28 protein-coding genes are annotated in these 20,920 nt (G+C 51.5%); 14 read left to right on the plus strand and 14 right to left on the minus strand.

Annotated features, from left to right (window positions below; all coding sequences use genetic code 11):
* The first annotated feature begins 5 nt into the window (after positions 1-5).
* Together paaD and nadD are read left to right on the plus strand one after the other, a co-directional pair.
* Positions 6-494, plus strand: a complete 489-nt coding sequence (gene paaD, locus J7I43_RS11775) for a 1,2-phenylacetyl-CoA epoxidase subunit PaaD (RefSeq protein WP_209145873.1) — start codon at positions 6-8, stop codon at positions 492-494.
* A gap of 27 nt (positions 495-521) precedes the next feature.
* Positions 522-1,094, plus strand: a complete 573-nt coding sequence (nadD, locus tag J7I43_RS11780) for a nicotinate (nicotinamide) nucleotide adenylyltransferase (protein WP_209145874.1) — start codon at positions 522-524, stop codon at positions 1,092-1,094.
* 16 nt (positions 1,095-1,110) lie between these two features.
* Here the strand turns inward: nadD and J7I43_RS11785 are convergent, their stop codons facing one another.
* Complete coding sequence (locus J7I43_RS11785) at positions 1,111-2,187, minus strand: AI-2E family transporter (protein WP_209145875.1); 1,077 nt, start codon at positions 2,185-2,187, stop codon at positions 1,111-1,113.
* A gap of 214 nt (positions 2,188-2,401) precedes the next feature.
* On the opposite strand from J7I43_RS11785, the gene J7I43_RS11790 reads away from it, so the two are divergent.
* The 3 genes from J7I43_RS11790 to J7I43_RS11800 are packed head-to-tail and all read left to right on the plus strand — an operon-like array spanning position 2,402 to position 3,428.
* Positions 2,402-2,596 carry a YtxH domain-containing protein gene (locus tag J7I43_RS11790; protein ID WP_209145876.1) on the plus strand — a complete coding sequence of 65 codons (195 nt, stop codon included), beginning with the start codon at positions 2,402-2,404 and terminating at the stop codon, positions 2,594-2,596.
* Positions 2,597-2,625: 29 nt separating this feature from the next.
* On the plus strand, positions 2,626-3,042 hold the full coding sequence (locus J7I43_RS11795) for a hypothetical protein (protein WP_209145877.1): 417 nt from the start codon (positions 2,626-2,628) through the stop codon (positions 3,040-3,042).
* A gap of 17 nt (positions 3,043-3,059) precedes the next feature.
* A complete protein-coding gene (locus tag J7I43_RS11800) occupies positions 3,060-3,428 on the plus strand; it encodes a hypothetical protein (RefSeq protein WP_209145878.1) in 369 nt (122 codons plus the stop codon).
* 2 nt (positions 3,429-3,430) lie between these two features.
* Here the strand turns inward: J7I43_RS11800 and J7I43_RS11805 are convergent, their stop codons facing one another.
* Positions 3,431-4,456, minus strand: coding sequence for a radical SAM/SPASM domain-containing protein (locus tag J7I43_RS11805; protein ID WP_209145879.1), 1,026 nt, complete (start codon positions 4,454-4,456; stop codon positions 3,431-3,433).
* Between the two features lie 90 nt (positions 4,457-4,546).
* On the opposite strand from J7I43_RS11805, the gene J7I43_RS11810 reads away from it, so the two are divergent.
* Positions 4,547-5,308 (plus strand): glycoside hydrolase family 25 protein, encoded by a 762-nt coding sequence (locus tag J7I43_RS11810; RefSeq protein ID WP_209145880.1) that lies wholly within the window; start codon positions 4,547-4,549, stop codon positions 5,306-5,308.
* A gap of 9 nt (positions 5,309-5,317) precedes the next feature.
* A complete protein-coding gene (locus tag J7I43_RS11815; protein WP_209145881.1) occupies positions 5,318-5,584 on the plus strand; it encodes a hypothetical protein in 267 nt (88 codons plus the stop codon).
* Between the two features lie 13 nt (positions 5,585-5,597).
* Here the strand turns inward: J7I43_RS11815 and J7I43_RS11820 are convergent, their stop codons facing one another.
* Both J7I43_RS11820 and J7I43_RS11825 read right to left on the minus strand, forming a co-directional pair.
* On the minus strand, positions 5,598-6,137 hold the full coding sequence (locus tag J7I43_RS11820; protein ID WP_209145882.1) for a CAP domain-containing protein: 540 nt from the start codon (positions 6,135-6,137) through the stop codon (positions 5,598-5,600).
* 235 nt (positions 6,138-6,372) lie between these two features.
* Entirely contained in the window at positions 6,373-6,927 is a 555-nt protein-coding gene (locus J7I43_RS11825; protein ID WP_209145883.1) for a CAP domain-containing protein, read from the minus strand.
* A gap of 604 nt (positions 6,928-7,531) precedes the next feature.
* Here J7I43_RS11825 and J7I43_RS11830 point away from each other — a divergent pair.
* The 3 genes from J7I43_RS11830 (at position 7,532) to J7I43_RS11840 (ending at position 9,661) form a co-directional block, all read left to right on the plus strand.
* Positions 7,532-8,218, plus strand: coding sequence for a DUF4241 domain-containing protein (locus tag J7I43_RS11830; RefSeq protein ID WP_209145884.1), 687 nt, complete (start codon positions 7,532-7,534; stop codon positions 8,216-8,218).
* A 10-nt stretch (positions 8,219-8,228) separates the two neighbouring features.
* Complete coding sequence (locus J7I43_RS11835; protein WP_209145885.1) at positions 8,229-8,837, plus strand: YiiX family permuted papain-like enzyme; 609 nt, start codon at positions 8,229-8,231, stop codon at positions 8,835-8,837.
* 104 nt (positions 8,838-8,941) lie between these two features.
* Entirely contained in the window at positions 8,942-9,661 is a 720-nt protein-coding gene (locus J7I43_RS11840; protein ID WP_209145886.1) for a DUF4377 domain-containing protein, read from the plus strand.
* Between the two features lie 2 nt (positions 9,662-9,663).
* Here the strand turns inward: J7I43_RS11840 and J7I43_RS11845 are convergent, their stop codons facing one another.
* Positions 9,664-10,257, minus strand: coding sequence for a DJ-1/PfpI family protein (locus tag J7I43_RS11845; RefSeq protein ID WP_209145887.1), 594 nt, complete (start codon positions 10,255-10,257; stop codon positions 9,664-9,666).
* A 165-nt stretch (positions 10,258-10,422) separates the two neighbouring features.
* On the opposite strand from J7I43_RS11845, the gene J7I43_RS24850 reads away from it, so the two are divergent.
* A complete protein-coding gene (locus tag J7I43_RS24850; protein ID WP_262898705.1) occupies positions 10,423-10,554 on the plus strand; it encodes a hypothetical protein in 132 nt (43 codons plus the stop codon).
* A gap of 64 nt (positions 10,555-10,618) precedes the next feature.
* Here the strand turns inward: J7I43_RS24850 and J7I43_RS11850 are convergent, their stop codons facing one another.
* The 8 genes from J7I43_RS11850 to J7I43_RS11885 form a co-directional block, all read right to left on the minus strand.
* Positions 10,619-11,659 (minus strand): BamA/TamA family outer membrane protein, encoded by a 1,041-nt coding sequence (locus tag J7I43_RS11850; protein ID WP_209145888.1) that lies wholly within the window; start codon positions 11,657-11,659, stop codon positions 10,619-10,621.
* Positions 11,660-11,855: 196 nt separating this feature from the next.
* The gene (locus J7I43_RS11855) at positions 11,856-12,284 is read right to left on the minus strand and encodes a hypothetical protein (protein WP_209145889.1); all 429 of its coding nucleotides are present in this window, start codon (positions 12,282-12,284) and stop codon (positions 11,856-11,858) included.
* Positions 12,281-12,994, minus strand: coding sequence for a hypothetical protein (locus tag J7I43_RS11860; protein ID WP_209145890.1), 714 nt, complete (start codon positions 12,992-12,994; stop codon positions 12,281-12,283). Before J7I43_RS11860 ends, J7I43_RS11855 begins: the two co-directional genes overlap by 4 nt.
* Positions 12,995-12,998: 4 nt before the next feature.
* Positions 12,999-13,406 (minus strand): hypothetical protein, encoded by a 408-nt coding sequence (locus J7I43_RS11865; protein WP_209145891.1) that lies wholly within the window; start codon positions 13,404-13,406, stop codon positions 12,999-13,001.
* Between the two features lie 66 nt (positions 13,407-13,472).
* Complete coding sequence (locus J7I43_RS11870) at positions 13,473-14,876, minus strand: nicotinate phosphoribosyltransferase (protein WP_209145892.1); 1,404 nt, start codon at positions 14,874-14,876, stop codon at positions 13,473-13,475.
* A 211-nt stretch (positions 14,877-15,087) separates the two neighbouring features.
* On the minus strand, positions 15,088-15,780 hold the full coding sequence (locus J7I43_RS11875; protein WP_209145893.1) for an NUDIX hydrolase: 693 nt from the start codon (positions 15,778-15,780) through the stop codon (positions 15,088-15,090).
* A gap of 19 nt (positions 15,781-15,799) precedes the next feature.
* Positions 15,800-16,189 (minus strand): hypothetical protein, encoded by a 390-nt coding sequence (locus J7I43_RS11880; protein ID WP_209145894.1) that lies wholly within the window; start codon positions 16,187-16,189, stop codon positions 15,800-15,802.
* A gap of 23 nt (positions 16,190-16,212) precedes the next feature.
* Entirely contained in the window at positions 16,213-17,838 is a 1,626-nt protein-coding gene (locus tag J7I43_RS11885; protein WP_209145895.1) for a M28 family peptidase, read from the minus strand.
* Positions 17,839-17,997: 159 nt separating this feature from the next.
* Between J7I43_RS11885 and gcvT the strand changes: the two genes are divergently transcribed.
* The 3 genes from gcvT to J7I43_RS11900 all read left to right on the plus strand — a co-directional run bounded on the left by gcvT (position 17,998) and on the right by J7I43_RS11900 (position 20,393).
* Positions 17,998-19,086, plus strand: coding sequence for a glycine cleavage system aminomethyltransferase GcvT (gene gcvT / locus J7I43_RS11890; protein ID WP_209145896.1), 1,089 nt, complete (start codon positions 17,998-18,000; stop codon positions 19,084-19,086).
* Positions 19,087-19,179: 93 nt separating this feature from the next.
* Positions 19,180-19,653 (plus strand): SRPBCC family protein, encoded by a 474-nt coding sequence (locus J7I43_RS11895; protein ID WP_209145897.1) that lies wholly within the window; start codon positions 19,180-19,182, stop codon positions 19,651-19,653.
* A gap of 14 nt (positions 19,654-19,667) precedes the next feature.
* Positions 19,668-20,393, plus strand: coding sequence for a 2-phosphosulfolactate phosphatase (locus tag J7I43_RS11900; RefSeq protein WP_209145898.1), 726 nt, complete (start codon positions 19,668-19,670; stop codon positions 20,391-20,393).
* Positions 20,394-20,453: 60 nt separating this feature from the next.
* Here the strand turns inward: J7I43_RS11900 and J7I43_RS11905 are convergent, their stop codons facing one another.
* Positions 20,454-20,903: a DoxX family protein gene (locus J7I43_RS11905; protein ID WP_209145899.1), complete on the minus strand. Its 450-nt coding sequence runs from the start codon at positions 20,901-20,903 to the stop codon at positions 20,454-20,456.
* Positions 20,904-20,920: the final 17 nt, after the last annotated feature.

Raw genomic sequence — 20,920 nt, forward strand, 5'->3', positions numbered from 1 at the left:
TCAATATGACGATCACGGCAGAAAAAATATACAAAGCCCTGGAACAGGTGATGGACCCGGAGATACCCGTGCTCAACGTGCTGGACCTGGGCATGATCACCTCCGTGAAGGTGGGCGACGGCGATGCAGTGTTGATTAAAATGATCCCGACGTTTTCCGCCTGCCCGGCCGTGGAGCTGATCCGGCAGAACATCCGCACCACCGTGGAAAAGGAGCTGGGCGCCAGCGTGACCGTCGAGATCGACAAAGAAGCGCATTGGCACAGCAATCGTATGGGGCCGGCGGCGAAAGAAAAGCTGAAAAACTTCGGCATCGCACCGCCGCAGGTCTATAACGGGGAAGCCTATTCGGAAATTCTCATGCATACCGCCTGCCCGCATTGCAACAGCAAAAACACTTACCTGCGCTCGCCCTTCGGCAGCACGCTTTGCAGGGCCATCCATTATTGCCGGGAATGCGGGCACGTGTTTGAGCACTTCAAACCATTGGAGTGAGCAAACAATTTTAGGTATATTGCCTCCATGAAAATCGGTTTATATTTCGGATCGTTTAATCCTATCCATACCGGGCATTTGATCATCGCTAATTTTATGGCGTATCATACGGACCTGGATAAGGTTTGGCTGGTAGTGTCGCCCCACAACCCGCTGAAAGCCTCTTCCAGCCTGCTCAACGAGCACCACCGCCTGCACCTGGCCGAAATGGCGGTGCAGGACGAACCGCGGCTGCGCGTAAGCAATATCGAATTTTCCCTCCCCCGCCCTTCCTTCACCATCGATACCCTCACCTACATGACCGAAAAATTCCCGACGCAGGAATTTGTCGTGATCATGGGAAGCGACAGTTTTCAGAATATTCCGCGGTGGAAAAACTACCGCCAGCTGCTGGACAACTATGAAATTTACGTATACAACCGCCCGGAACACCCGGTAACGGACACTTTTGGGGCGAAGGTTGCGGTCGTGGACGCGCCGATGCTGGATATTTCTTCGAGCAACATCCGCAAATGGATCCAGGAAGGCAAGAGCGTCCGTTACATGGTGCCGGACGCGGTTTGGAAGTATATCGGCGAAAACAATTATTACAAGGGCTGATCAACAATCTGTGGAGTTATTCCCCCGTTTTTTTCATCTGTTTTTCCTTGGCGTGCGCGGTTTTCACCACTTTTACCTCGCGTTTTTTCACGAGATATTCGTTGGAGTAGATCTTTAACAGCACGATAAAAAGCGATATAAGCAGCGGCCCGAAGATCAGGCCGATAAAGCCGAAGAGGCTGATACCGATGATGACGCCGAAAATGGTGATCAGCGGGTGAACGTCGCCGATCCTGCGGGCCAGCATCATCCTGAAGATATTGTCGCTGGAGCCTACTACGCCGAACCCGTACGCGAGTACGGCAATACCCTGCCACGTTTGCCCGCCTGAAAGCATGTAAATACCCATCGGAACATATACGGCCGCCGCGCCGATAATAGGCAGCATGGCGCAGAAGCAGGTGACAACGAACCAGAACACCGGTTCGGGCACGCCGAAAATGAGGTACCCGACAAGCGAGATCACCCCCTGGATAAGAGCTATCAGCGGAATACCAATGGCGTTGCTGCGCACCATGTTCTGCATTTCATGGCCCAGCAGTTCCACGTTCTCGTCTTTCAGCGGAATGTATTCATACAGCGCTTCTTCCATTTCCCTGGCATTCACCAGCATAAAATACAGGATGAAATACATGATGGCCACGGCGGTGAGCGTGTTGAATGTGGCGCCTACAAAGCCCGGCAGCACATTGGTGATATATTCCTGGATTTTTTGCAGCCGCGCATCGCTCATCAGATCGAGGCCGGCGCTTTGTTTCAGCTGCTCATTGATCTTTTCGATCCCCGCGATCAGTTCGCCCGAATGTTTGATGGCGTAAGCCACTTTGGCAGTAAGCATGTTCACCAGCATGCCGATGGGCAGCAGAATGATAAGAAAGGAAAGTATCATGATCGTGGCGGCAGCCCAGTTCTTTCTCCATTTGCGCACCTCCACGAGGCGGAACATGTATTTGCGGGAGAGCACGTAGAACGTAACGGCACCCAGGAAGCCCGGCAGGAAAGCATACAGCTCCTTGAAAAGGATGATGCCGATAAAGGCGATGATAAGCAGGAAAACAATCTGTTTCAGGCGTTCGTTGTCGAGATAGCTCATAGTTCGGTTGCTGGGTGTTATATAATTTACGGCATTTTAACCGGATCACAAAGTTTGCCAGATTTGGCAAAATGGCGCTGAAATGCTGTTTTTATGGTTATTCCATGACGCCGAACAATTATGGAACAAAGTTTGTAACCATTAGTGTGGAGTTGAATGGGCACCCCGTACTCCTTAAAAACCCAAATCTTTCACTTTATAAAAACTCTTGATTATGAGCAGAAGTTCAAAAGCAGTGGTATCTTTTATCGTAGGAGCCGCTGTAGGCGTAGCTGTTGGATATTTCCTCAATTCCGACAAAAAAGAAGAGCTGGTAGGCAAGCTCCGTTACCAGACAGACAAACTGAAGGATAAATTCCGTGCAAAAAAGCAACAATTTGAAGATGCTATGGAAAATGAATTAACTTGATCCCGTTTCGGCATCCAAAAACCTTATGCATGGAAGATAACTTTTCCAATTATTTTACGGAAACAGGCAAGGTAGCCAGGGAATACTTGGAAACCCGGCTGGACCTTATCAAACTGCAGGCAGCGGGAAAGCTGTCGAAAGCGTTGGGCTTGTTCTTTTCGCTGATCATGGCTTTCCTGCTGTTCTTTTTCGTGGTCGTGTTCCTGGGCATGGTGCTCGGGTTCTGGATCGGGGAACGAACCGGCAGTATGACGATAGGGTTTTCCTGCGCGGCAGGCTTTTTTATCCTGTTGTTGCTTTTAATGATCTTTTTCCGCAAAAGCCTTATCCAGCGCCCGCTCGCTAATATGCTGGCGGCCGAACTGGTAGAGGAGATCGAGGAAATGGACGACAAACGCGAAGAGCGCAGGGAAGAAAAAAGAAAAGAGAAAATCATCAATGATTAAACTTTACCCTCCTTCACATGGCGAAAGTTAAAGTAAAAGACCTTGCGATGCTCGAACAGGAAATCGAGCGGCTGAAACACAGAAGCCGCCGCCTGGAAGAGCAGCTGGGCAACCGCATCGATCATCTGAAAGGAAATTATAAAAAGATGGCGGTCAATTCCGTAGTGCCCGGCATTGCCAACAGCGGCGCCATGGGCTTTCTCGGCGGAATGGCCAAAACCCTCTGGCAGAGCGGCTCCGCAAAGTCCATGCTCACCAAGGCCGCGCTTACCGCGCTGGAATTTATCGCCGTTCGTTTCGGCATTAAACTCTTCAATAATATCCGGTCAAAACGGCACCGCCGGAAAGCGGAAGCCCGCGCCAAAAGCGCCGGAGGAGAGGAATAACATCAGCCCCACACTTTCGTACCCTCACTACAGTTAGCGCAAATGTCGATATGCTTGCGGCCTTTGATGATCTGCGAACGGAAACGTACGTAATTATCGTTGTGCCAGAGCGTTTTGAAATTGGAGCTTTTCAGGTCGCCCAGGCGATGCGTGGCGTCTTTATCAAAACAGCAGGGAACCACCAGGCCGTCCCAGGTGATCACCGGCGAATGCCACAGGCGCCAGCAGTGATCGCTGAGTTTGTTTTTAATGGAATACGTGCCGTCTTCGTTCCGGTGATAGCGGGAATACTTGTCTATGGTGGGTATCAGGCGGTTGCCTTCTTCATAGTCATATACCTGGGCGGTTTTGAACCGCACTTCATCCACGCCGATCTCCGCCGCCAGCTTCTTGATGTCCTCGATCTGGTGTTCGTTCGGTTTCACTACCAGGAACTGGAAGAACACGAACGGTTTTTTCGAATTAAGCTCCTTTTTCCATTTCACGATATTTTTCGCCCCGGCGATCACTTTGTCAAGATGCCCGCCCACACGATATTGCGTGTACACGTCCTGCGTGGTGCCGTCTATGGAAATGATCAGCCTGTCCAGCCCGCTTTCCACCGTTTTTCGTGCATTCGCATCCGTTAGGTAATGCGCGTTGGTGGAAGTGGCGGTGTAAATGCCTTTGGAAGACGCATATTTCACCATATCGAGAAAAGCGGTGTTGAGGTACGGCTCGCCCTGGAAATAAAAGATGAGGTACAGCAGCTCTTTATGCAGCTCGTCGATGGTTTGGCGGAAAAACTGGTTGTCCAGCATCCCCGTTGGCCGCGTAAACGCCCGGAGGCCGCTGGGGCATTCGGGGCAGCGCAGGTTGCAGGACGTGGTAGGCTCGAAAGAAATGGAAATAGGCAACCCCCACTGTACGGGCTTTTTTCTCCATTTGCTCCAATAATAGCTTCCCAGCACCTTTCCGGCGTTCCAGCCGCGGCGCAGCGTAAATTTGGAAAGGAAGTTCAAAGCGTCGTTCAGGTTCGGTTTCGGCATAATTCGGGCCTCTTTAGGACCATAAATTTACAAAATTGCCCTATACTTGCGATTGATTTCTAAGGAGAACAGAAAAGCTTAACAACCACTGTGGCAAAAAGAAGACGCGTACGTCCCGTTATCATCCTCGTTTTTGTACTGGTATTGGCCGGAGTTGCCGGTGCATGGTGGTTCCTGCGCAATAAAACGCCGATGCAGTTCGTGCGTTACGAAGAGTTTGGGATAGACATGCCCGTTAATTATTCCATTCACGGCATCGACATATCAAAATTCCAGGGCAGCGTGAACTGGATGGCCGTGCGGCAAATGCAGGTGGAAGAGATCAGGATCAGTTTCGCTTTTATCAAAGCGACCGAAGGCATTACCCGGCAAGACGCTACTTTCAAACGAAACTGGGAAAAAGCCAAAACCGCCGGCATCATCCGCGGCGCGTATCATTTTTTTTATTCCACCCGCGACCCGCTCAAACAGGCGATCAATTTTAAGAACGTGGTGCAACTGGAATCCGGCGATCTGCCGCCGGTGCTGGACATAGAAGTGCACAACAACCAGCCTCCGGCCGTGATCCGCAGCACCGCCCGCATCTGGCTTGAGGAAATGGAAAAAGCGTACGGCGTGAAACCCATCATCTACACCAATATTCATTTCTACGAAACGTATCTCGGGAAGGAATTTGACGAATACCCGCTCTGGGTGGCGCATTATTACCAGAAAGACAAGCCCCGCAGCGCCCGCAACTGGGTGTTCTGGCAGCACAGCGATATCGGCCGGGTGAACGGCATCCGCACTACGGTCGATTTTAACGTATTCCGCGGCGATAGTTCGGACCTGGTAAACCTTTGTATTCCGTAACTTTAAAGTATGGACGAACAGAAAGACCAGGAGGAGAATAAAGATCAGTTCGACTGGCAGCTGATGATGTTTTTCGTGAAGATCATCCGCACGGTGTTCATCGGCCTGTTCTGGATGCTGATCAATATGTTTTTGGGCCTTTACCTGGGGTTTGCCGTGCCGGAAGAATCCACGCCGCTGCGGATGGGGCTGTTTTACGGCTGGTTCGTGCTGAGCCTGGCTGGTTATATTTATTTTATGTGGCGGCTTTGGCGGAAGAAAATGCCCCCGCCATGAGCCGGTTTAATTTTTATTTTGAAGTTCCGAACACCTGCGTCCACAGGCTACCCGCGCGGCCAACGCCCATCTCCCTGAAATTCGGGCTCATGATGTTTTTGCAATGTCCTTCGCTGCCCAGCCATCCGTTGATCACGGTTTCTTCTTTCGAAGGCCCGCTGGCGATGTTTTCGCCCATCCAGGTGTAATTGAAGCCGGTGGCGGTTACGCGGGATTGCGGCGTGGAGCCGGAAGGGCTGGTATGATCGAAGTATTTTTTATCCCGCATGTCGTTGCTATGTTTGGCTGCGGCCAGTTCCAGCAGCACATTCCATTTCACGGGCTCCACGGGGGGCATCCAGGTGCCTTTGCAGTTGCAGCCTTTGGCGCGCACGTTGTTTACGAGCTGCAGTAAAAGATCTTTATCCACGTTGTTTTCCACTACATCCACCGTGCCGGGGCCGGTTTCTTCTTCTTCCTGGCGGGGCTGCACGAGGGGTTCTTTCCCGCAGGAAGCCAGGAACAGGCTGATAACAACGATCAAGGGTACAAAACGAACAAGTTTCAGTGACATTATTTCCCAGTTATTGTAAACGAATAGGTACTGGGTTTTTTATAGGAAGGAGGTTAAAGCACGTTGGCTTTTTCAGAGGAGTAGGGTTAAATATTATTCCGGATCAAAGGTAAACCGAACCCGGAATAAACAAGCATGAGGCTTGCAAAAAATATGTTAACGAAAATAACAAATTAAAGATCAATATAGTGTGATCTTTTTTTCATATGGTCAACTGCGGAAATAATGCAGGCGTTTATTTGCCCGGCTTCGGGCTGGCCATTTCCTGGCTCCAGAAGTTGCCGACCTTTGCCACGCCCATGTCTGTAAAGCGGCTGCTCATCATCACCTTGCAGTGCGTCACGCTTTTGTACCAGCCTTCCACTACGGTTTTTTCGGTAAGTTTTCCCAAGGCGATATTCTCGCCCCAGGCCTGCCAGAAGTAACCCATGCGGCTGATGCGTTTGCCGGCGTTGTTGCCCTGGAGGTCGTTGTGGGAGAAGTAACTGTTTTTGTCCATATCCTGGCTGTGCAGGTAAGCGGCGCGTTCGAGGGCCTTGTTCCAGCGGATGGGCGGCGCGGGCGCCATGAAAGTGTCTCCGCACTGGCAGCCTTTTGCCCGCACATCGTTTACGAGAGACAGCAGCAGCGCTTCATTGACGGGATTGTTCATTACAAACGTCGTGTCTCCAATGGGCTCGGGCGGCGGCGGGGTATACAGCGTGAGGGGTTCCTTACTGCAGGCTGCGCACGCGAGTAGCCCTACGCATACGGCGATCCTGATCGCAGGACGGGCGAATCGTACAATCATTGTTATTAAATGATTAAAGAGTGAACAATAAAGCTGGCTTTCGGAAGGCTACGGGAAAAATATTACAGGTTGGGGTCAGGATGATCAAATGAGTGGCTGATCATAAGTATGGAGAGTGCAAAGGTATTTATCAATCCCGGATTTTACGCCTTCCGGGGTGTAAAATTCCTGTTAACGTAATGATCGTTAACCGATTGTAAATGATCTCACAGCGCCCGGGATCCAGGATCGATATGGCCGGCATAGGAAAATTCAACAGCCCGGGTGAACGTACTTTTGATGCCACAGCAAATATATAATTTTTCTATATAATGTAAAAATTTATATGTCATAGGAAAGTAGCAAAATTCCACATGGAATCTACGGTTCTTCCAAACAATGGTCGTATTTTTATTCGCTGTTATATTAATTCCAATAAATATTAATGAATCCCAACGTTAACGTCCTTTCCTTTCCGAAAAAGCTAACTTCATTGTTGTTAATGGTTGCTTCGCATCGCCAGCCGGTCGTTTTACTTCCCGGCATAAAACCTTTTGCGCGCCCCGGCGTCTTAACAAATACCCTGGCGCTTACGCGCCGAAACGGTCATACATAACCCTGCCGGATGAAATTCTTTAACAAGATATGGGGCCGGCGCCTGCGGAAAGCGCAGCCCGCCGTGAACCGTGATTTCTGCCGGTTCTTTAAAACGGACGAAGCTTGCGGCATGCAGCTGGAAAAACGTTTTATCGGCAAGCTGCACCTGCCGGGCGGCTTTATCGTTGCCTGCGATCCTTTGCTGGGGCTGCACAACACGCTTCCGTTCTCGCGGAAAGTGCCGCCGGGCGAATACCCGGTTACCATGCTGCTCGCCCGTTCGGGTTTCCGGCGGCGGAACGCTTTGCTGCTGCTGAAGTTCAAAGACCAGCAGCCATCGAAGTTCGAGCACGCAGCCCTACCCGGCCAAACCGGCCGCTTCACCCGCCGCCACGGCTTTCCCGGCTTCACGGCAGACGCAGGCATCGGCTGCATCTGCGACGCGCATACGCAGAAACACTATAACAAGCACCTGGAGCGTTTTTTTAAAGATCACCCGGAAGGAAATATTTATGATTCGCTTTTCCATAATACGTTCTCGCGGAAAATGCGCGCCGAAGAGCAACTCTGTTACAATTTTTACCTGCCTGCTCAACCGCATCTGAACGTGATCATGTTCCATACCGGGTACGGCGACGGCATTTATCCTGCCTATTGGGGCGTTGCCGAAGACGGTACGGTGTGCAGCCTGGTGATCGATTTCATCGTTTTATAAAATCATGCATATGCCCGCTGTAAAAAATTTCCTTTTCCTCGCCGCCTGTTTGTTCAGCGCTACCGTTTTTGCGCAAACCCAACAGCTGAAGGAAGGCGACATCATTTTCCAAAGCAATATTTCCCCGCAATGCAAGGCCATCGAGCTGGCCACGCATTCCAGATACAGCCACTGCGGCATTCTTTTTAAACAAGACGGCCGCTGGATGGTGTTTGAAGCCGTACAACCCGTGAGTATAGCCACTTTTGAAGAGTGGACGATGCGCAACAACAAACATTACGCGGTGAAACGCCTTAAAACGGATTCGGTCATCACGCCGGAAGTGATCTCGAAAATGAAGGAAGACGGCAAACAATTTCTCGGCAAAGATTACGACAGCTACTTCGAATGGTCTGACGACAGGATCTATTGCTCCGAACTGGTGTGGAAGATTTACCGTTCTACTACGGGAATTGAACTGGGCAGCCCAAAACCGATGCGCGAATACGACCTCTCTCATCCGCTCGTAAAATCTACTATGAAAGAACGTTACGGCAACAACATTCCGCTGGACGAAAAAATGGTATCACCGGGCGTTATTTACGAAAGTCCGCTACTGGTAACGATTGTAGAGCAATAATGCGCGATCTGACACAAATTGTTTTTTGCGTTTTGAATTTAATTTCATCATTCATGCATCATCAACACAAATGCATTTTGTTTGTTATCCACTAAAACGATCTTATGAAAAAGCATCACATCCTGGTGTTTGCAAGCGTCTTTGCTGTCGCGGCCTGTCAGAACAGCCCGAAAAAGGCGGCGGCGGACAGTACAAAAACCGACAGCCTGCTCATGATTCCTTCGAACGAATTCCGGTATTTCGAAGCGAGCCTGCCGGCGGCGTCCAGCCCGGGGAGATTGATCGGCCTCACGCTGCGGACCAACAGGGATGCGGTAATGACCACCGATTACCTCAACGCCACGCCTGAGATCGTGCAGATCGGCAACTGGTCTGTGCCGGAAGACAGTCAATACCTGGTCACCCTGGTAACAGTAGGCAGCGGCAATCCGGTTAAAGACACGCTTGTTTTTCGTTGGGAAAAGGAAAGCCTCCGCTATATCGGCAGCGATTATGGTACAGACGGGCTTACGCTACTGAAGAAGGAAAAACCCGCTCCCGCCAGCAAGGAGCTGATCGTGTGGGTAAAGGCGGAAGACGAATGCGACCGCGGCCCGGGTTTCGGCAAAACAAAATGTTACGAGGTGCAGTACGGCGACAAACTCATGGCTTCAACCAGCGACGCCTGGGACAAACTGATGGAACCGATCGAAGGGTTCACGTTTGAAAAAGGGCACCTGTACAAACTCAAAGTCAACCGCATCCCCCGCGACCCTAAGATCCAGGATGTGGGCGCGTATGAATACAAGCTGATCGAAGTGATGTCGAAAGAAAAAACGAGGTGACCCTATTCATGCCACAGGTTTTGAAACTCGGGCTTGTGGAAAAAACCGAACCAGAAAGCGAACTGCTCGTTCTTCAGCAATTCCAGTTTCGACACGATGGCGTGCGCGAAGGCCGTGCCCGCCGTGCCATTGGCGGTAATCACCTGTCCGGCGGTTACGGCGGGTTTCTGCATGTAATTTTTCTCTCCTTTATATCCCGGAACGGCTGCTTTCAGCAGGCCGAGGTCGTTGCTGGTGTGGGGGATATCGTCCAGCAGGCCTTCGCTGGCCAGGTAGAGGGTGGCATCGCAGATGGCGGCCAGCAGTTTGCCTTTCCCCAGAATGTCCAGGATAAAAGGGCCGATCTCCCGGTTTTTGCCTTCGCCCCAGGCCGCGCCGCCGGGCAGGATAACGATATCGGCCAGTCCGGCGTCCAGCTCCTCCAGCGAAAGCTGCGGAATTACCCGGAGGTTGGCCGCAGACACGACTGCATTGCCGTCGATCGAAAAGGGACGTACCTCGTATTCGGAGAATTGTTGCAGCGAAGCCGCCGCCAGGGCGGGTTCCCAGTCGGAATAACCGTTGAAGACGAAAAGATAACAAACTTTGTTTTTCATGACCTTCAGGATTAAATGGTGATGATACAAAGATCGTGCGGGGGCGCGACAGCCGTGTGTCAGCAGGGAAACGGGAGCGGGGAAATTTTAAATTTGACGAAACTCATTGTCTATTTCGGCATAATGCGCTAACTTGCCCTCTGAAATATCTTAAAACTGTATATCATGCTGTTGAATGTATTACTCAACTCTACTTACGAGTTAGGCAACAAGATCGGCCATTACGGCGTCTGGTTTTGCATCATCATTTTTGGGGCCATGTTCCTTTACGCCATGGTGAAGTACGTAAAACGCTAATTCCAACTTACTCCAGATACCGGCTGCTCCCGCAAGGGGCGGCCTTTTTTATTGCCCGGGAGTTTTAGAAGGCTTCCGAAACGGACAGGTAGAACCCGCTCTGCCGTTTTTCTCCCGCTCTTTTTTCACCCCAGCCATAATCCAGCCGCACGGTAAGGCGGGTATGTTTGTCGTAAAAATAACGGATGCCCAGCCCGTAGTTGGGTTTCAGCCGGTCGAAAGAAAAGTTGCGGTTGTTGAAAACGGTGCCCGTACCGGCGAAACCGGCCAGCGCAAAGGTTGGCTGCATATCGATGAACCACACGTTGATGCGCATTTTCGGGTCGAAATAATAACGGTATTCGGCCTGGGCCGCCAGGTAGTTTTGATCGCGGTAACGGCCGGTATAGTAGCCGCGCATGATATTGTCGTTGCCCATTTCCGGCAGCAGGTAAAACGGCAGGGTGTTTCCCTGCAGCGATTGTCCATAACCGTTCAGCCCCAGCGTACTGCGCTGCGAGATGCGGAAAAACTGGCTGGCCTTCGCTTCCACGCGCCAGAGCGGGTGTTTGCTCAGAAATTGAGGGGCGTATGCCACGTTGAGCCGGAAGTATGTGCCCAGCGTACAATAGTTCTGGTTATCGCGGTTGTCGTAAATGCCGGTAACGCCGATAAAAGTAACGTAACCGCCGTCTTTGTCCACCAGCGGCATTTCCGGGTAAATGCCCTTGTCTTCGTCTTTCGTGAACGCATCGTGCTGGTACATAACGGAGAGGCCGGCGTAAAAGTGGCTGGTGATGCGCTTTTCGGCTTCCGCCATCAGCTTATAACGTTTGTTGCCCACGAGGGAACGGTCTGCATAATGCGTAGTATCGCCCAGTCCGTAGAAATAGAACGGGAAATCGTGGTAACGGATGTTCGTTTTAACGTGCCAGTCGTTGTTCCGCGTCCAGTTATCGGTGCGGAGGTCGATCTTCAGCTGTTGATTGGTGGTAAAAGTGGCCAGCAGGCTGGCGGTGGAGTTGCGGGTAAAGGGGGAAGGATTTTTTTTATCCGCGTAATACGAGTAAAGCGTCGCGACGCCCAGTTCCAGGCCTTTTTCCGGTGAAAAACCGAGTACAGGCAAAGGAAACAGGCTTGTTTTCCTATGGGCGAGGATTGAATCCTGCGCCTTCAGACCGGAGCTTGCCAACACGCACAGAGAAAGGGCCGAGATCGCTTTACGCATAGGGCCGCAATATGCAAAAAAATATTTGACCGGCAATATGTTATATTATTGTGCGGTTTGCGGTTGTTTAACTTAAATGTTTGTTAAAATAGCATCATTTTTGAATATTTTTTGAGCCGCGGATAAAGCCGGCGATGAGATTAAAAACAAAAGCAGCCTGGCCGGCAAAGAACAGCAGCGTAATAAAAACCTCGACCGGATCAAAACCGGCGAGGGCGTGGATCTTTTCCGCAGAGAAGTTTGTCTGTTCCGGCTTAAGGAAGATGATTATGTAAAACGCGGCGAGAATGAACGTGGTGGCTATGTGGAAATATTGCAGCCACCTATATTGCCGGTAATGCCGGGTGGCATAATAGAACAGCGCCTCAAAACAGATAAATAGCACCGACCAGATAAGAATGGTGAGAATATCTGTGATCTCAAAAAATCCGCTATTGGGGCTGAGGATGATGGCCGTGGTGATAAGGGTCAATAGAAAAGCCAGCAGGTACAGCTGAAAATCGGGGCGGAGTAAGCGTTTCATGAGAGAGTGGTTTTTTTGCCGCGGCAAAACCCCGCAATAACATTTACAATAAAAGCCAGCTGCCCCACAAGGAAAGCGATCACCGCCAGCCATAAACTCAGCACGGGAACCAGCATACCAAACATAAATCCTTCATGAATGTCCGGGAAAACGGGAAGGTCTGCCGGAAGCAGCACAGGAGCGAAATAACAGGCAACACCCGCCGCGAGCGCCAATAAAGCGATAATGTAAAGTTGCAGCGCAGGCTGTGGCTGACCGGGAGCCTGCGATGTTTTCGGGCCCCTGATAAATCCCGCGATAATATTAATAACGAATCCCGCCTGCCCGATCACCAGCAACATGGTCGTGAAAAAAGTTACCGGGTCAAAAACGCGGCCGGAAAATATAAGCGGCCGGTCATGGTAATCAAAATAACGGCGCGGCATCGGCGGACTTTCTACCGTAACGTAAGCGAGAAGGAAAAGCAAAAGGCTCGCCACATGCAAAACCTGCAACCACCTGAATTGACTGAAACGCAGCGTGAACGTGTATATCAGCGCTTCCGCCGCGATCATCAGGCAGGCCCACAGGTAACTTTTGTCCGCAAACGGCCCGTGAGTATCGTGCATGTGTATGTCGATCACTGAATGAGAAACAATGAGCATGCCGCCGAAAAAGACCAGCACGGCGGTAATGTACATTTGAATATCAGGTCGGGAGAGCCATTTCATGGTATCAGGATTTTCTGCCGCGGAAAAATCCCGTGATGATGTTTATGATAAACCCGATATGCCCGGCCAGGAAGATCAGAAAGATAACAATAACCATCCGGGTCAGGGGATCGTTGAGGAAAGATCTGTTATACTCAAAATATGTTTGAGGCATCCCTGGCGATGGGTTGTAATGCATACTGCCTGAAAAGATGAAAAACAGCGGCGGCAGCAACAAACCGATGATATGAAATATTTGCAGCCACCGCCATTGCCTGAACCAGGAAGTAGCCGTATACAGGCCAGCTTCTGTTATCAGCAGAACGGCGTAAATAATCGCAATGTTAAAGTAACTGATCACGACATAAGTGTCATGAAGATGGATATCTATGACCGCATCGGCAGAGGAAGCCGCGCCAATGGCAACGAGCAATAACGCGATAATAAGCAACAGGATGTCTGGCCGGGATAAATATCTTCGCATAGGTACTTAAATATACTACAAAGCCGCAAGTTTCCTGATTTCTTCAAACCGCTGGTCTTTCACCAGTTTCCCGTTCTCAAACACAGTTTCCAGCAGGTCGTTGCCCGCCGCGGATGAGGCTACTGTCTTCAAGCCGCCCGCATCCTTTATCAGCTTCAGTTTCCCGGCTTTCGACTTTTTGAACGAGGTACGGAGAAGGCCTTCCGCATCCATTTCAACCGGCGATTTATACACGTCCACGCTTTTGCCGCTGATCTCCGCGTAAGAACATTTCAACGCAAATTCCTGTGTATCGCGGTTCACCCGCTGCAGCAACGCGCCGCCCATTCCCAGCACCAGGTTTTCCGCGCTTACGCCCGCCTGTTTCAGCGCTTCGTATATTTCAGGGATGGAACTGTAGCTGATGCCGTCTCCCTGTATCACCCGCACCTGCGGCGGCAGCACTTTGTAGCCTTTGTCATTGACGGTATACCCGAATTTCCCCATCAAAATATCAAACACTTCCAGCAACGTTCTCACCGGGTCGCCGGAATCGGGGCGGATCACCAGCGTGCCTTTCCGCGCCAATATCTGCTCCTTCAGCTGCGTGCCCCAATATTCGGAACAGGCCCGGAAGATGTTGTAGGAATCCGACACGCAGGCGATAGTGCCCGTGGGGAACGTATCCAGTACATGTTTGAAAATAGCCGCTTCGCCTTTTTCCCCCAGCAGCGTAACGATGGAATGTTCCGTGGCCGGAATGGAAAGTCCCGGCGCGGTTGCCGCGTGATAATATCTTTTGGCGAACGTAGACGCTACCAAAGTATCGCTGCCGTTGAAGTTCACCAGGTGCGCGCTCCCGCCGATACCCGCCGCTTCAACGGAACTGGCGCCGCGAAAACCGAAATCGTTCAGCACAAGATCGATCCCCGCAAAAGAGGCCTCGCTGGCCGTGGATTGAAAATATTGCGTCACTACTTTTTTGATCTCCCGCGACAAAGTGGCCACCGTACACGGATACCACACCTGCATCAGCAAAGTTTCCAGGAAATTGGTGAGCCAGTAACACGCGGGGTCGGTGTTTTCGATCGTCATCAGCACATTTTTCACCGGCACCACCATGCCTTCAGGCACCGCGCGGATCTTCACCGGCAACAGACCGCCATGTTTTTTCAGAATATATTCGAACCGCGAAGGATCGTACACATCGTTGCGCCCAAATACTTCCGGCAGCATTTCGCCCGCCTCACGGATCTTGTCCGCGGTAATCACCGGGCCTTCGAGATAGGCTTTCAGGAAATATTGCAGGCCGTAAAAAACCGTTTCTTCAAATTTGCCGCCCCGGCTTTCGAGGTAAGAATAAATGTGCGAGGTGCCCGGAACGTAGAGCTTGTGATGGGAATATTTATAAGCGTCCGCCAACAAAATGAGATTCTCCATATGCTGAATTGGGTTAGCCTGTACGAATGTAAGCCTTCAAATTGAACTTACAGGTGATCTTATCCCTCCAATTGCATGAAAGTCAATACAGATATGGGTTTTGCTATATGCATAACAGGTTTCCCGTATTTTTTACACAAACTTTTTACATTTTACTTTAATTGCATATATTATTTGTGTAAAAAGAATGCAAAATTTGATAACCAATCTGTTAAGAGAAAATCTCGATATAGCCGCTTTTTTGCTTCAATTCAGCGAATTTTTGCCGGTTGAAGCTATATAATTGAGCAGGACGGCCTTGCAAAGGATGTTTCAATTTTTCCTGCTGCATCGCCAGCAAACCGAGGGAATGCATTTTTTTCTGGAAATTCCGGCGGTCGATCTGCCGGTTGTATACCCATTCATAGAGTTTTTCCAATTCCGAAACGGGAAACTTCGGGTCCAGCAGCTCAAAAGCCAGCGGCTCGGAACGCAACCGCGTGCGCAGGTGCTCGATGGCGCCGAGGATCACTTCCGAATGGTCGAATGCCGTGGCCGGCAGTTCTTTCACCGGGTACCAGCGCGCTTCTTTATTGCCGGCGCCCAGGACCAGCTTCGATGCGGAAGGTTTTATCAGCCCCAGGTGCGCCACGCAAAGGATCCGCCCGCGCGGGTCGCGGTCTGGCGCGCCCCAGGTGCGCATCTGCTCGAGGTAATTCACCTTCAGCCCGGTTTCGTCGCGGATCTCGCGGTGCACGGCTTCTTCCAGCGGCTCGTCGTTCTGCACAAAACCGCCGGGAAGGCCCCATTTGAAAATGTGCGGGGGAATGCTGCGTTTGCTGAGCAGCACCATCATTCCTTCTTTTGATGAAAACCTCAATACTACGGCATCTGCCGTCACCCTGATATGTTGATGAACTGGCAAGGGATAAAATTTTAGGGAATCATTGGCCGCTTACATACTGTTTCACCTGCGACGTTCCTTTATGCAGGTTCACGAAGAGCGGATTTTTCTGCGGGTCAAACACGATGATCGTTCCGGATTCCCAGGCATCCGCGGGGGCGGGCAGCACAATTTCAACCTGTAACCCGTTCTCACGGCGGAACATCAGGCTGTCTTTCCTGATATACCTCGCGGTATAATGATTCGCTTCCAGGAAGCTCACAATACTGTCGCGGTTCGCATTCACCGCACTGTCTGTACGGATGGGATGCTCTCTCAGCACGAAACATTTTTCGCTGATCACGTCGTAATGGGTGGTGTCTGTCTTTTCACGGACAGGGTTACACGCAGCTGCGGATAACAGGGCCATCATAAGAACGATATTTCGCATGCTGCAAGTTATAAAAACCGCGATTAAAAACTGATATCAAATACTTTATCGGTTTCGCCGCGTTTGACGGTAACGGTTGTTTTGTCGCCGGCCTTAAATTTCCCGAGGGCGCTCATGTACGTTTCGATGTCTGAAACCGGGTAATCGCCCAGTTGCGTGATGAGGTCGCCGGTAAGGATGCCCGCTTTTTTCGCGGGTTTGCCGTCGCTCACGCCATCCACTTTCACGCCGCCCTTGGTCCAGGTGTAATCGGGCATAATGCCGAGGGTAACGGAAAAACGCGCGCTGCTGCCCATTTGCTGCTCGCGGGTTTTGGTGAAGGCGAGTTTGGGCTGGCCGTTCGTTTTTTCGATGATGTCGTACACCAGTTTCACGACGGTGAGGCCGCCTTCGTAATTGATCTTGTCCACATCGTCGCCGGGTTTGTGATAATCGGCGTGCGTGCCGGTGAAGAAAAATAAGACGGGTACGTCTTTACGGTAAAAGGAGGTATGGTCTGAAGGGCCGGTGCCGGAGGAATCGTAGCTGACCTTCAGGCTGGAAGGAACTACGCTTTTCAGCACGCCGCCCCAAACGGGGGAAGTGCCGGTACCGCCGATCTGCAGCCCTTTTTCCGGGGCGAGGCGGCCTACCATGTCCATATTTACCATGTAATTCACGGCGGTCATGGGCACGGTGGCGTGCTCGGTGAAATATTTACTGCCGAAAAGCCCCAGCTCTTCGCCGGAAAAGGCCACCAATAAATAATTGTTATTTTTCAATTTCGAGGCTTTCAGCAAACGCCCCAGCTCGATGAGCGCGGCGGTACCGCTGGCGTTATCGTCTGCCCCGTTATGAATGGCCTTTTCGCCGGGCGCCAGGGAATTATGGTCCTCCCCGTAGCCAAGATGGTCGTAATGCGCGCCCAGCACCACGATGGTGGCAGCGCCGTTGTCGATATACCCTACCACATTGGTGCCGGTGCGTTTGCTCGGTTTAAAATCCACTTCCAGGTCCAGCTGAAAACCGTTGGCATCGTCTGCCGACAATATTTTACTGGCTTCGGGCCCTACCCAGACGGCAGGGATGGGCAACTCAGCCGCCTCTTTCCCGTCGAGCCAGCGGGTAACGGTGCGGGCGTCTTCCGGCCCGTTGAAAAATACGATGCCGGTGGCGCCGCTTTGTTTGGCTTCCTTGGTCTTTTTAATATAGAATTCCAACGGTTCGGCGTGGGGATTGATCTCGTCTTCGGAGGCTTTTACATTGATGAGCCATACATTGTCCGGCTCGTTTACGCCGGGCAGCACTTCGCCTTTGGCGGCTTTGCTGGCGCTGAAGGGCAGCGGCAGGTATTGCCCCGCCGGCAGCGGTTTATGATTGATGAGCAGCCGGGTTTTGTCGCCGGCCTCTCTTCCTTCCCTGACGGTAAAGGTCTGCAGGTATTCGCTGTCGCCTTTCGGGCTTACGCCGGCGAGCTTCATCTGTTCGGCGATATAGGTGGCGGCAAGCTGTTCCCCGGCAGTGCCGGTGCGCCTGCCTTCCAGTTTGTCTGAAGACAGGTAAGTGATATGGGTCTGCAGGTTTCCGAGGGTTTTCCGGTCTGCTTTCTTCTGCGGATACGCCGCCAGCGCGATACAAACAAGCGGCAGTAACAGGTAAGTCTTTTTCACTGCAAGGGGAATTTGGTGACAAAAATAGGGAAACGGTTATCAAACGCGATAATTATCACGGGATTGTCTGACCCCGCCCCCTCTTTGTTTTATACTCAAATTATATGCTAAATTTGCCGCACTCTGAAGGAGTTACAACAAAAAAAGAAAAGTCAAGTAATGAAAAACACGCCATTCACAAACAAACACATTGCGCTGGGCGCGAAAATGGCCCCGTTTGCGGGGTACAACATGCCGATTTCCTACACAGGTATCAACGACGAACATGCCGCCGTGCGGAACAGTGTGGGAGTGTTTGACGTGAGCCACATGGGCGAATTTATCCTGAAAGGCGAAAACGCCCTCGACCTCATTCAGCGTGTAACCACCAACGATGCTTCCAAACTCACGGCCGGCAAGGCGCAATACAGCTGCCTGCCCAACGAGGAAGGCGGCATTGTAGACGATCTGCTCGTGTATTGCATCGAGGAGAACAATGTGTACATGCTCGTTGTGAACGCCAGCAATATCGAAAAAGACTGGAACTGGATCAGCCGCTTCAACACCAAAGGCGTGGAAATGCACAATATTTCCGACAAAACCTGCCTGCTGGCCATCCAGGGCCCGAACGCCACCAGCGCTTTGCAGGGGCTGACAGACAAAGACATCGTGAACCTGAAATACTACACCTTCGTAAAAGGCACCTTCGCCGGCGTGGAAAACGTGCTGATCAGCGCCACCGGCTACACCGGCGCGGGCGGCATCGAGATATATTTCGAAGATAAAGACGGCGCGGCCGACAAGGTGTGGGACGCTATTTTCGCCGCGGGCGCTTCCAAAGGTATCAAACCGATCGGCCTCGGCGCCAGGGACACGCTCCGCCTGGAAATGGGCTTCTGCCTCTACGGCAACGACATCGACGACCGTACCAGCCCGCTGGAAGCGGGTCTCGGCTGGATCACCAAATTCACCAAAGACTTCACTTCCCGCTCCATTTTCGAAAAACAGAAAGCGGAAGGCGTTCAGCAGAAACTGGCAGGCTTTGAAATGATCGACAAAGGCATTCCCCGCCACGATTACGAGATCAAAGACGCGGCCGGCAACACCATCGGAAGGGTGACCTCCGGCACCCAGTCGCCCTCGCTCCAGAAGGCCGTTGGGCTGGGGTATGTAAAAACAGCCTTTGCAAGCCTCGATTCAGAGATATATATTGCAGTGCGCGACAAGCTCCTGAAAGCGAAAGTGGTGAAGGTGCCTTTCCTTGGGTAAGGCCGTGCCGGCGGGCAACTTTACAGGAACAGCAGCGTTATTGAAGCCAATTTTAGCCATTATTCACGACCATATCTTTTAAAGTACTCTGCTATGCCGCTTATTCATCTCACCACGGTTATTCACGCGCCCCTGCCCCGGGTTTTCGACCTGAGCAGGAGCATAACGCTGCACAAACGCAGCATGGAACATTTACAGGAAGAGGCTATAAAAGGCCGCACCAGTGGTTTGATTGATTATAATGAAACGGTTACCTGGCGCGCGAAACACCTTAGCAAGACACGGGAGCTGACCGTAAGGATCACCGCGATGCAAAAACCGCAGTATTTTTGCGACGAAATGGAAAAAGGCGATTTCACTTTTATGAAACACGAGCATTTTTTCCGGGAGATCCAAAACGGCACGGTGATGATCGATATTATGGAATTTGGCACGCCTTACGGAAAAGTTGGCAGGTGGTTTGAAAAGTTATACCTGAGGAAATACATGAAACGGCTGTTGTTGTTGCGCAACAAGATCATCAAAGATTACGCGGAGAGCGAAAAGTGGCGCGTGATCCTGGACTAAAACATACAAAACGAATGACCGAGAATACCAAACCAAGGCTGGAAGTCTGTTTATCTCCGGCGCTTCTGCACCTGTTCGACGTAAAGAACAGCATTGTGGTGATCATCGACGTGCTGCGCGCTACTTCCACCATTTGCACGGCGCTTTATAACGGCGCCGCCAAAGTGATACCGGTAGCCACCGTGGAAGAATGCGTAAGCATCGGCCGGCAGCTGAACGCCATTACCGCGGGCGAAAGAGACGGCAAGATCGCGGAAGGACTGCTGCATGGCAATTCGCCCTTCGAATACCCGAATGAATTTATTGGCGGCAAAGTGCTGGTGCTCACCACCACCAACGGTACCAAACTGCTGCACATGGCGAAAGACGCGGTGCAGATCATTACCGGTTCCTTCCCGAACATTTCCTCCGTTTGCGAATACCTTATTTCCCAGGGCCAGAATGTAATACTCGGCTGCGCCGCCTGGAAAGACCGTGTGAACATGGAAGATACCCTGTTCGCCGGCGCCGTGGTGAGCCGCATCCGCGAACATTTCGACGTGAACTGCGATTCCGCGCTTGCCGCCGAAACGCTCTACCAATGCGCGAAAGGCGACCTTTTCGGGTTCATGAAAAAGGCCAGTCATTACCAGCGCCTGGCCCGCTACGGACTGGAAGAAGATATCCGCTTCTGCCTTACGCCGGACGGCGCCGATGTGCTGCCGATACTCCGGAACGGGGAGCTGGTGAAAGAAAAATAATGCGAAAGGGTGAGTTTCCGAAGAAAGCTCACCCTTTTTTGATTGGTTCCCTTTATAATGTTACGCGGCGAGATTGCCGGAATGTTTTTTTGCACGCAGCACGCTGTCTATCGAATACACGCCGCCGCCGTTCAGGATAAAGAAGGTCATGATCAGCAGCATGGTGAAGGGGGCGTACCAGTCAATGATACCCGTGCCCGTAGCGCCTTTCAGGATGGTCGCCATAATCATGGTGAAGGCGAGGAAAGCGGCCGCTGGGCGGGTGAAAAGACCGAGCGCGAGCAGCAGGCCGCCGGCGAACTCGGCCAGCGTGGCCATCAGCCCCCAGAAAACCGGCCACGCCGAAATACCTACGAATTGCATGGCGCTGCCTACGCCGTTCCAAACCTGTTCGCCGCCGGCGATCTTTTGCCAGCCAAACACGAAGAATAATATGCCGACCCCTGCGCGGAGGATTAAAAGCCCGAGATTTCTTGTTTTAGCGTTTTCGAAAAGTGTGTTGTTTCCCATAGATAATTTTTATACAA

Origin of the sequence: Chitinophaga chungangae (genome assembly GCF_017742215.1) — a bacterium.
Taxonomy (GTDB): Bacteria; Bacteroidota; Bacteroidia; order Chitinophagales; family Chitinophagaceae; genus Chitinophaga; species Chitinophaga chungangae.

Bases quoted from the DNA above. Each gene is read 5' to 3' on its own strand.
- paaD (WP_209145873.1), top strand. From the start codon at position 6: ATGACGATCACGGCAGAAAAAATATACAAAGCCCTGGAACAGGTGATG.
- nadD (WP_209145874.1), top strand. From the start codon at position 522: ATGAAAATCGGTTTATATTTCGGATCGTTTAATCCTATCCATACCGGG.
- J7I43_RS11785 (WP_209145875.1), bottom strand. From the start codon at position 2,187: ATGAGCTATCTCGACAACGAACGCCTGAAACAGATTGTTTTCCTGCTT.
- J7I43_RS11790 (WP_209145876.1), top strand. From the start codon at position 2,402: ATGAGCAGAAGTTCAAAAGCAGTGGTATCTTTTATCGTAGGAGCCGCT.
- J7I43_RS11795 (WP_209145877.1), top strand. From the start codon at position 2,626: ATGGAAGATAACTTTTCCAATTATTTTACGGAAACAGGCAAGGTAGCC.
- J7I43_RS11800 (WP_209145878.1), top strand. From the start codon at position 3,060: ATGGCGAAAGTTAAAGTAAAAGACCTTGCGATGCTCGAACAGGAAATC.
- J7I43_RS11805 (WP_209145879.1), bottom strand. From the start codon at position 4,456: ATGCCGAAACCGAACCTGAACGACGCTTTGAACTTCCTTTCCAAATTT.
- J7I43_RS11815 (WP_209145881.1), top strand. From the start codon at position 5,318: ATGGACGAACAGAAAGACCAGGAGGAGAATAAAGATCAGTTCGACTGG.
- J7I43_RS11820 (WP_209145882.1), bottom strand. From the start codon at position 6,137: ATGTCACTGAAACTTGTTCGTTTTGTACCCTTGATCGTTGTTATCAGC.
- J7I43_RS11825 (WP_209145883.1), bottom strand. From the start codon at position 6,927: ATGATTGTACGATTCGCCCGTCCTGCGATCAGGATCGCCGTATGCGTA.
- J7I43_RS11830 (WP_209145884.1), top strand. From the start codon at position 7,532: ATGAAATTCTTTAACAAGATATGGGGCCGGCGCCTGCGGAAAGCGCAG.
- J7I43_RS11835 (WP_209145885.1), top strand. From the start codon at position 8,229: ATGCCCGCTGTAAAAAATTTCCTTTTCCTCGCCGCCTGTTTGTTCAGC.
- J7I43_RS11840 (WP_209145886.1), top strand. From the start codon at position 8,942: ATGAAAAAGCATCACATCCTGGTGTTTGCAAGCGTCTTTGCTGTCGCG.
- J7I43_RS11845 (WP_209145887.1), bottom strand. From the start codon at position 10,257: ATGAAAAACAAAGTTTGTTATCTTTTCGTCTTCAACGGTTATTCCGAC.
- J7I43_RS24850 (WP_262898705.1), top strand. From the start codon at position 10,423: ATGCTGTTGAATGTATTACTCAACTCTACTTACGAGTTAGGCAACAAG.
- J7I43_RS11855 (WP_209145889.1), bottom strand. From the start codon at position 12,284: ATGAAACGCTTACTCCGCCCCGATTTTCAGCTGTACCTGCTGGCTTTT.
- J7I43_RS11860 (WP_209145890.1), bottom strand. From the start codon at position 12,994: ATGAAATGGCTCTCCCGACCTGATATTCAAATGTACATTACCGCCGTG.
- J7I43_RS11870 (WP_209145892.1), bottom strand. From the start codon at position 14,876: ATGGAGAATCTCATTTTGTTGGCGGACGCTTATAAATATTCCCATCAC.
- J7I43_RS11880 (WP_209145894.1), bottom strand. From the start codon at position 16,189: ATGCGAAATATCGTTCTTATGATGGCCCTGTTATCCGCAGCTGCGTGT.
- gcvT (WP_209145896.1), top strand. From the start codon at position 17,998: ATGAAAAACACGCCATTCACAAACAAACACATTGCGCTGGGCGCGAAA.
- J7I43_RS11895 (WP_209145897.1), top strand. From the start codon at position 19,180: ATGCCGCTTATTCATCTCACCACGGTTATTCACGCGCCCCTGCCCCGG.
- J7I43_RS11900 (WP_209145898.1), top strand. From the start codon at position 19,668: ATGACCGAGAATACCAAACCAAGGCTGGAAGTCTGTTTATCTCCGGCG.
- J7I43_RS11905 (WP_209145899.1), bottom strand. From the start codon at position 20,903: ATGGGAAACAACACACTTTTCGAAAACGCTAAAACAAGAAATCTCGGG.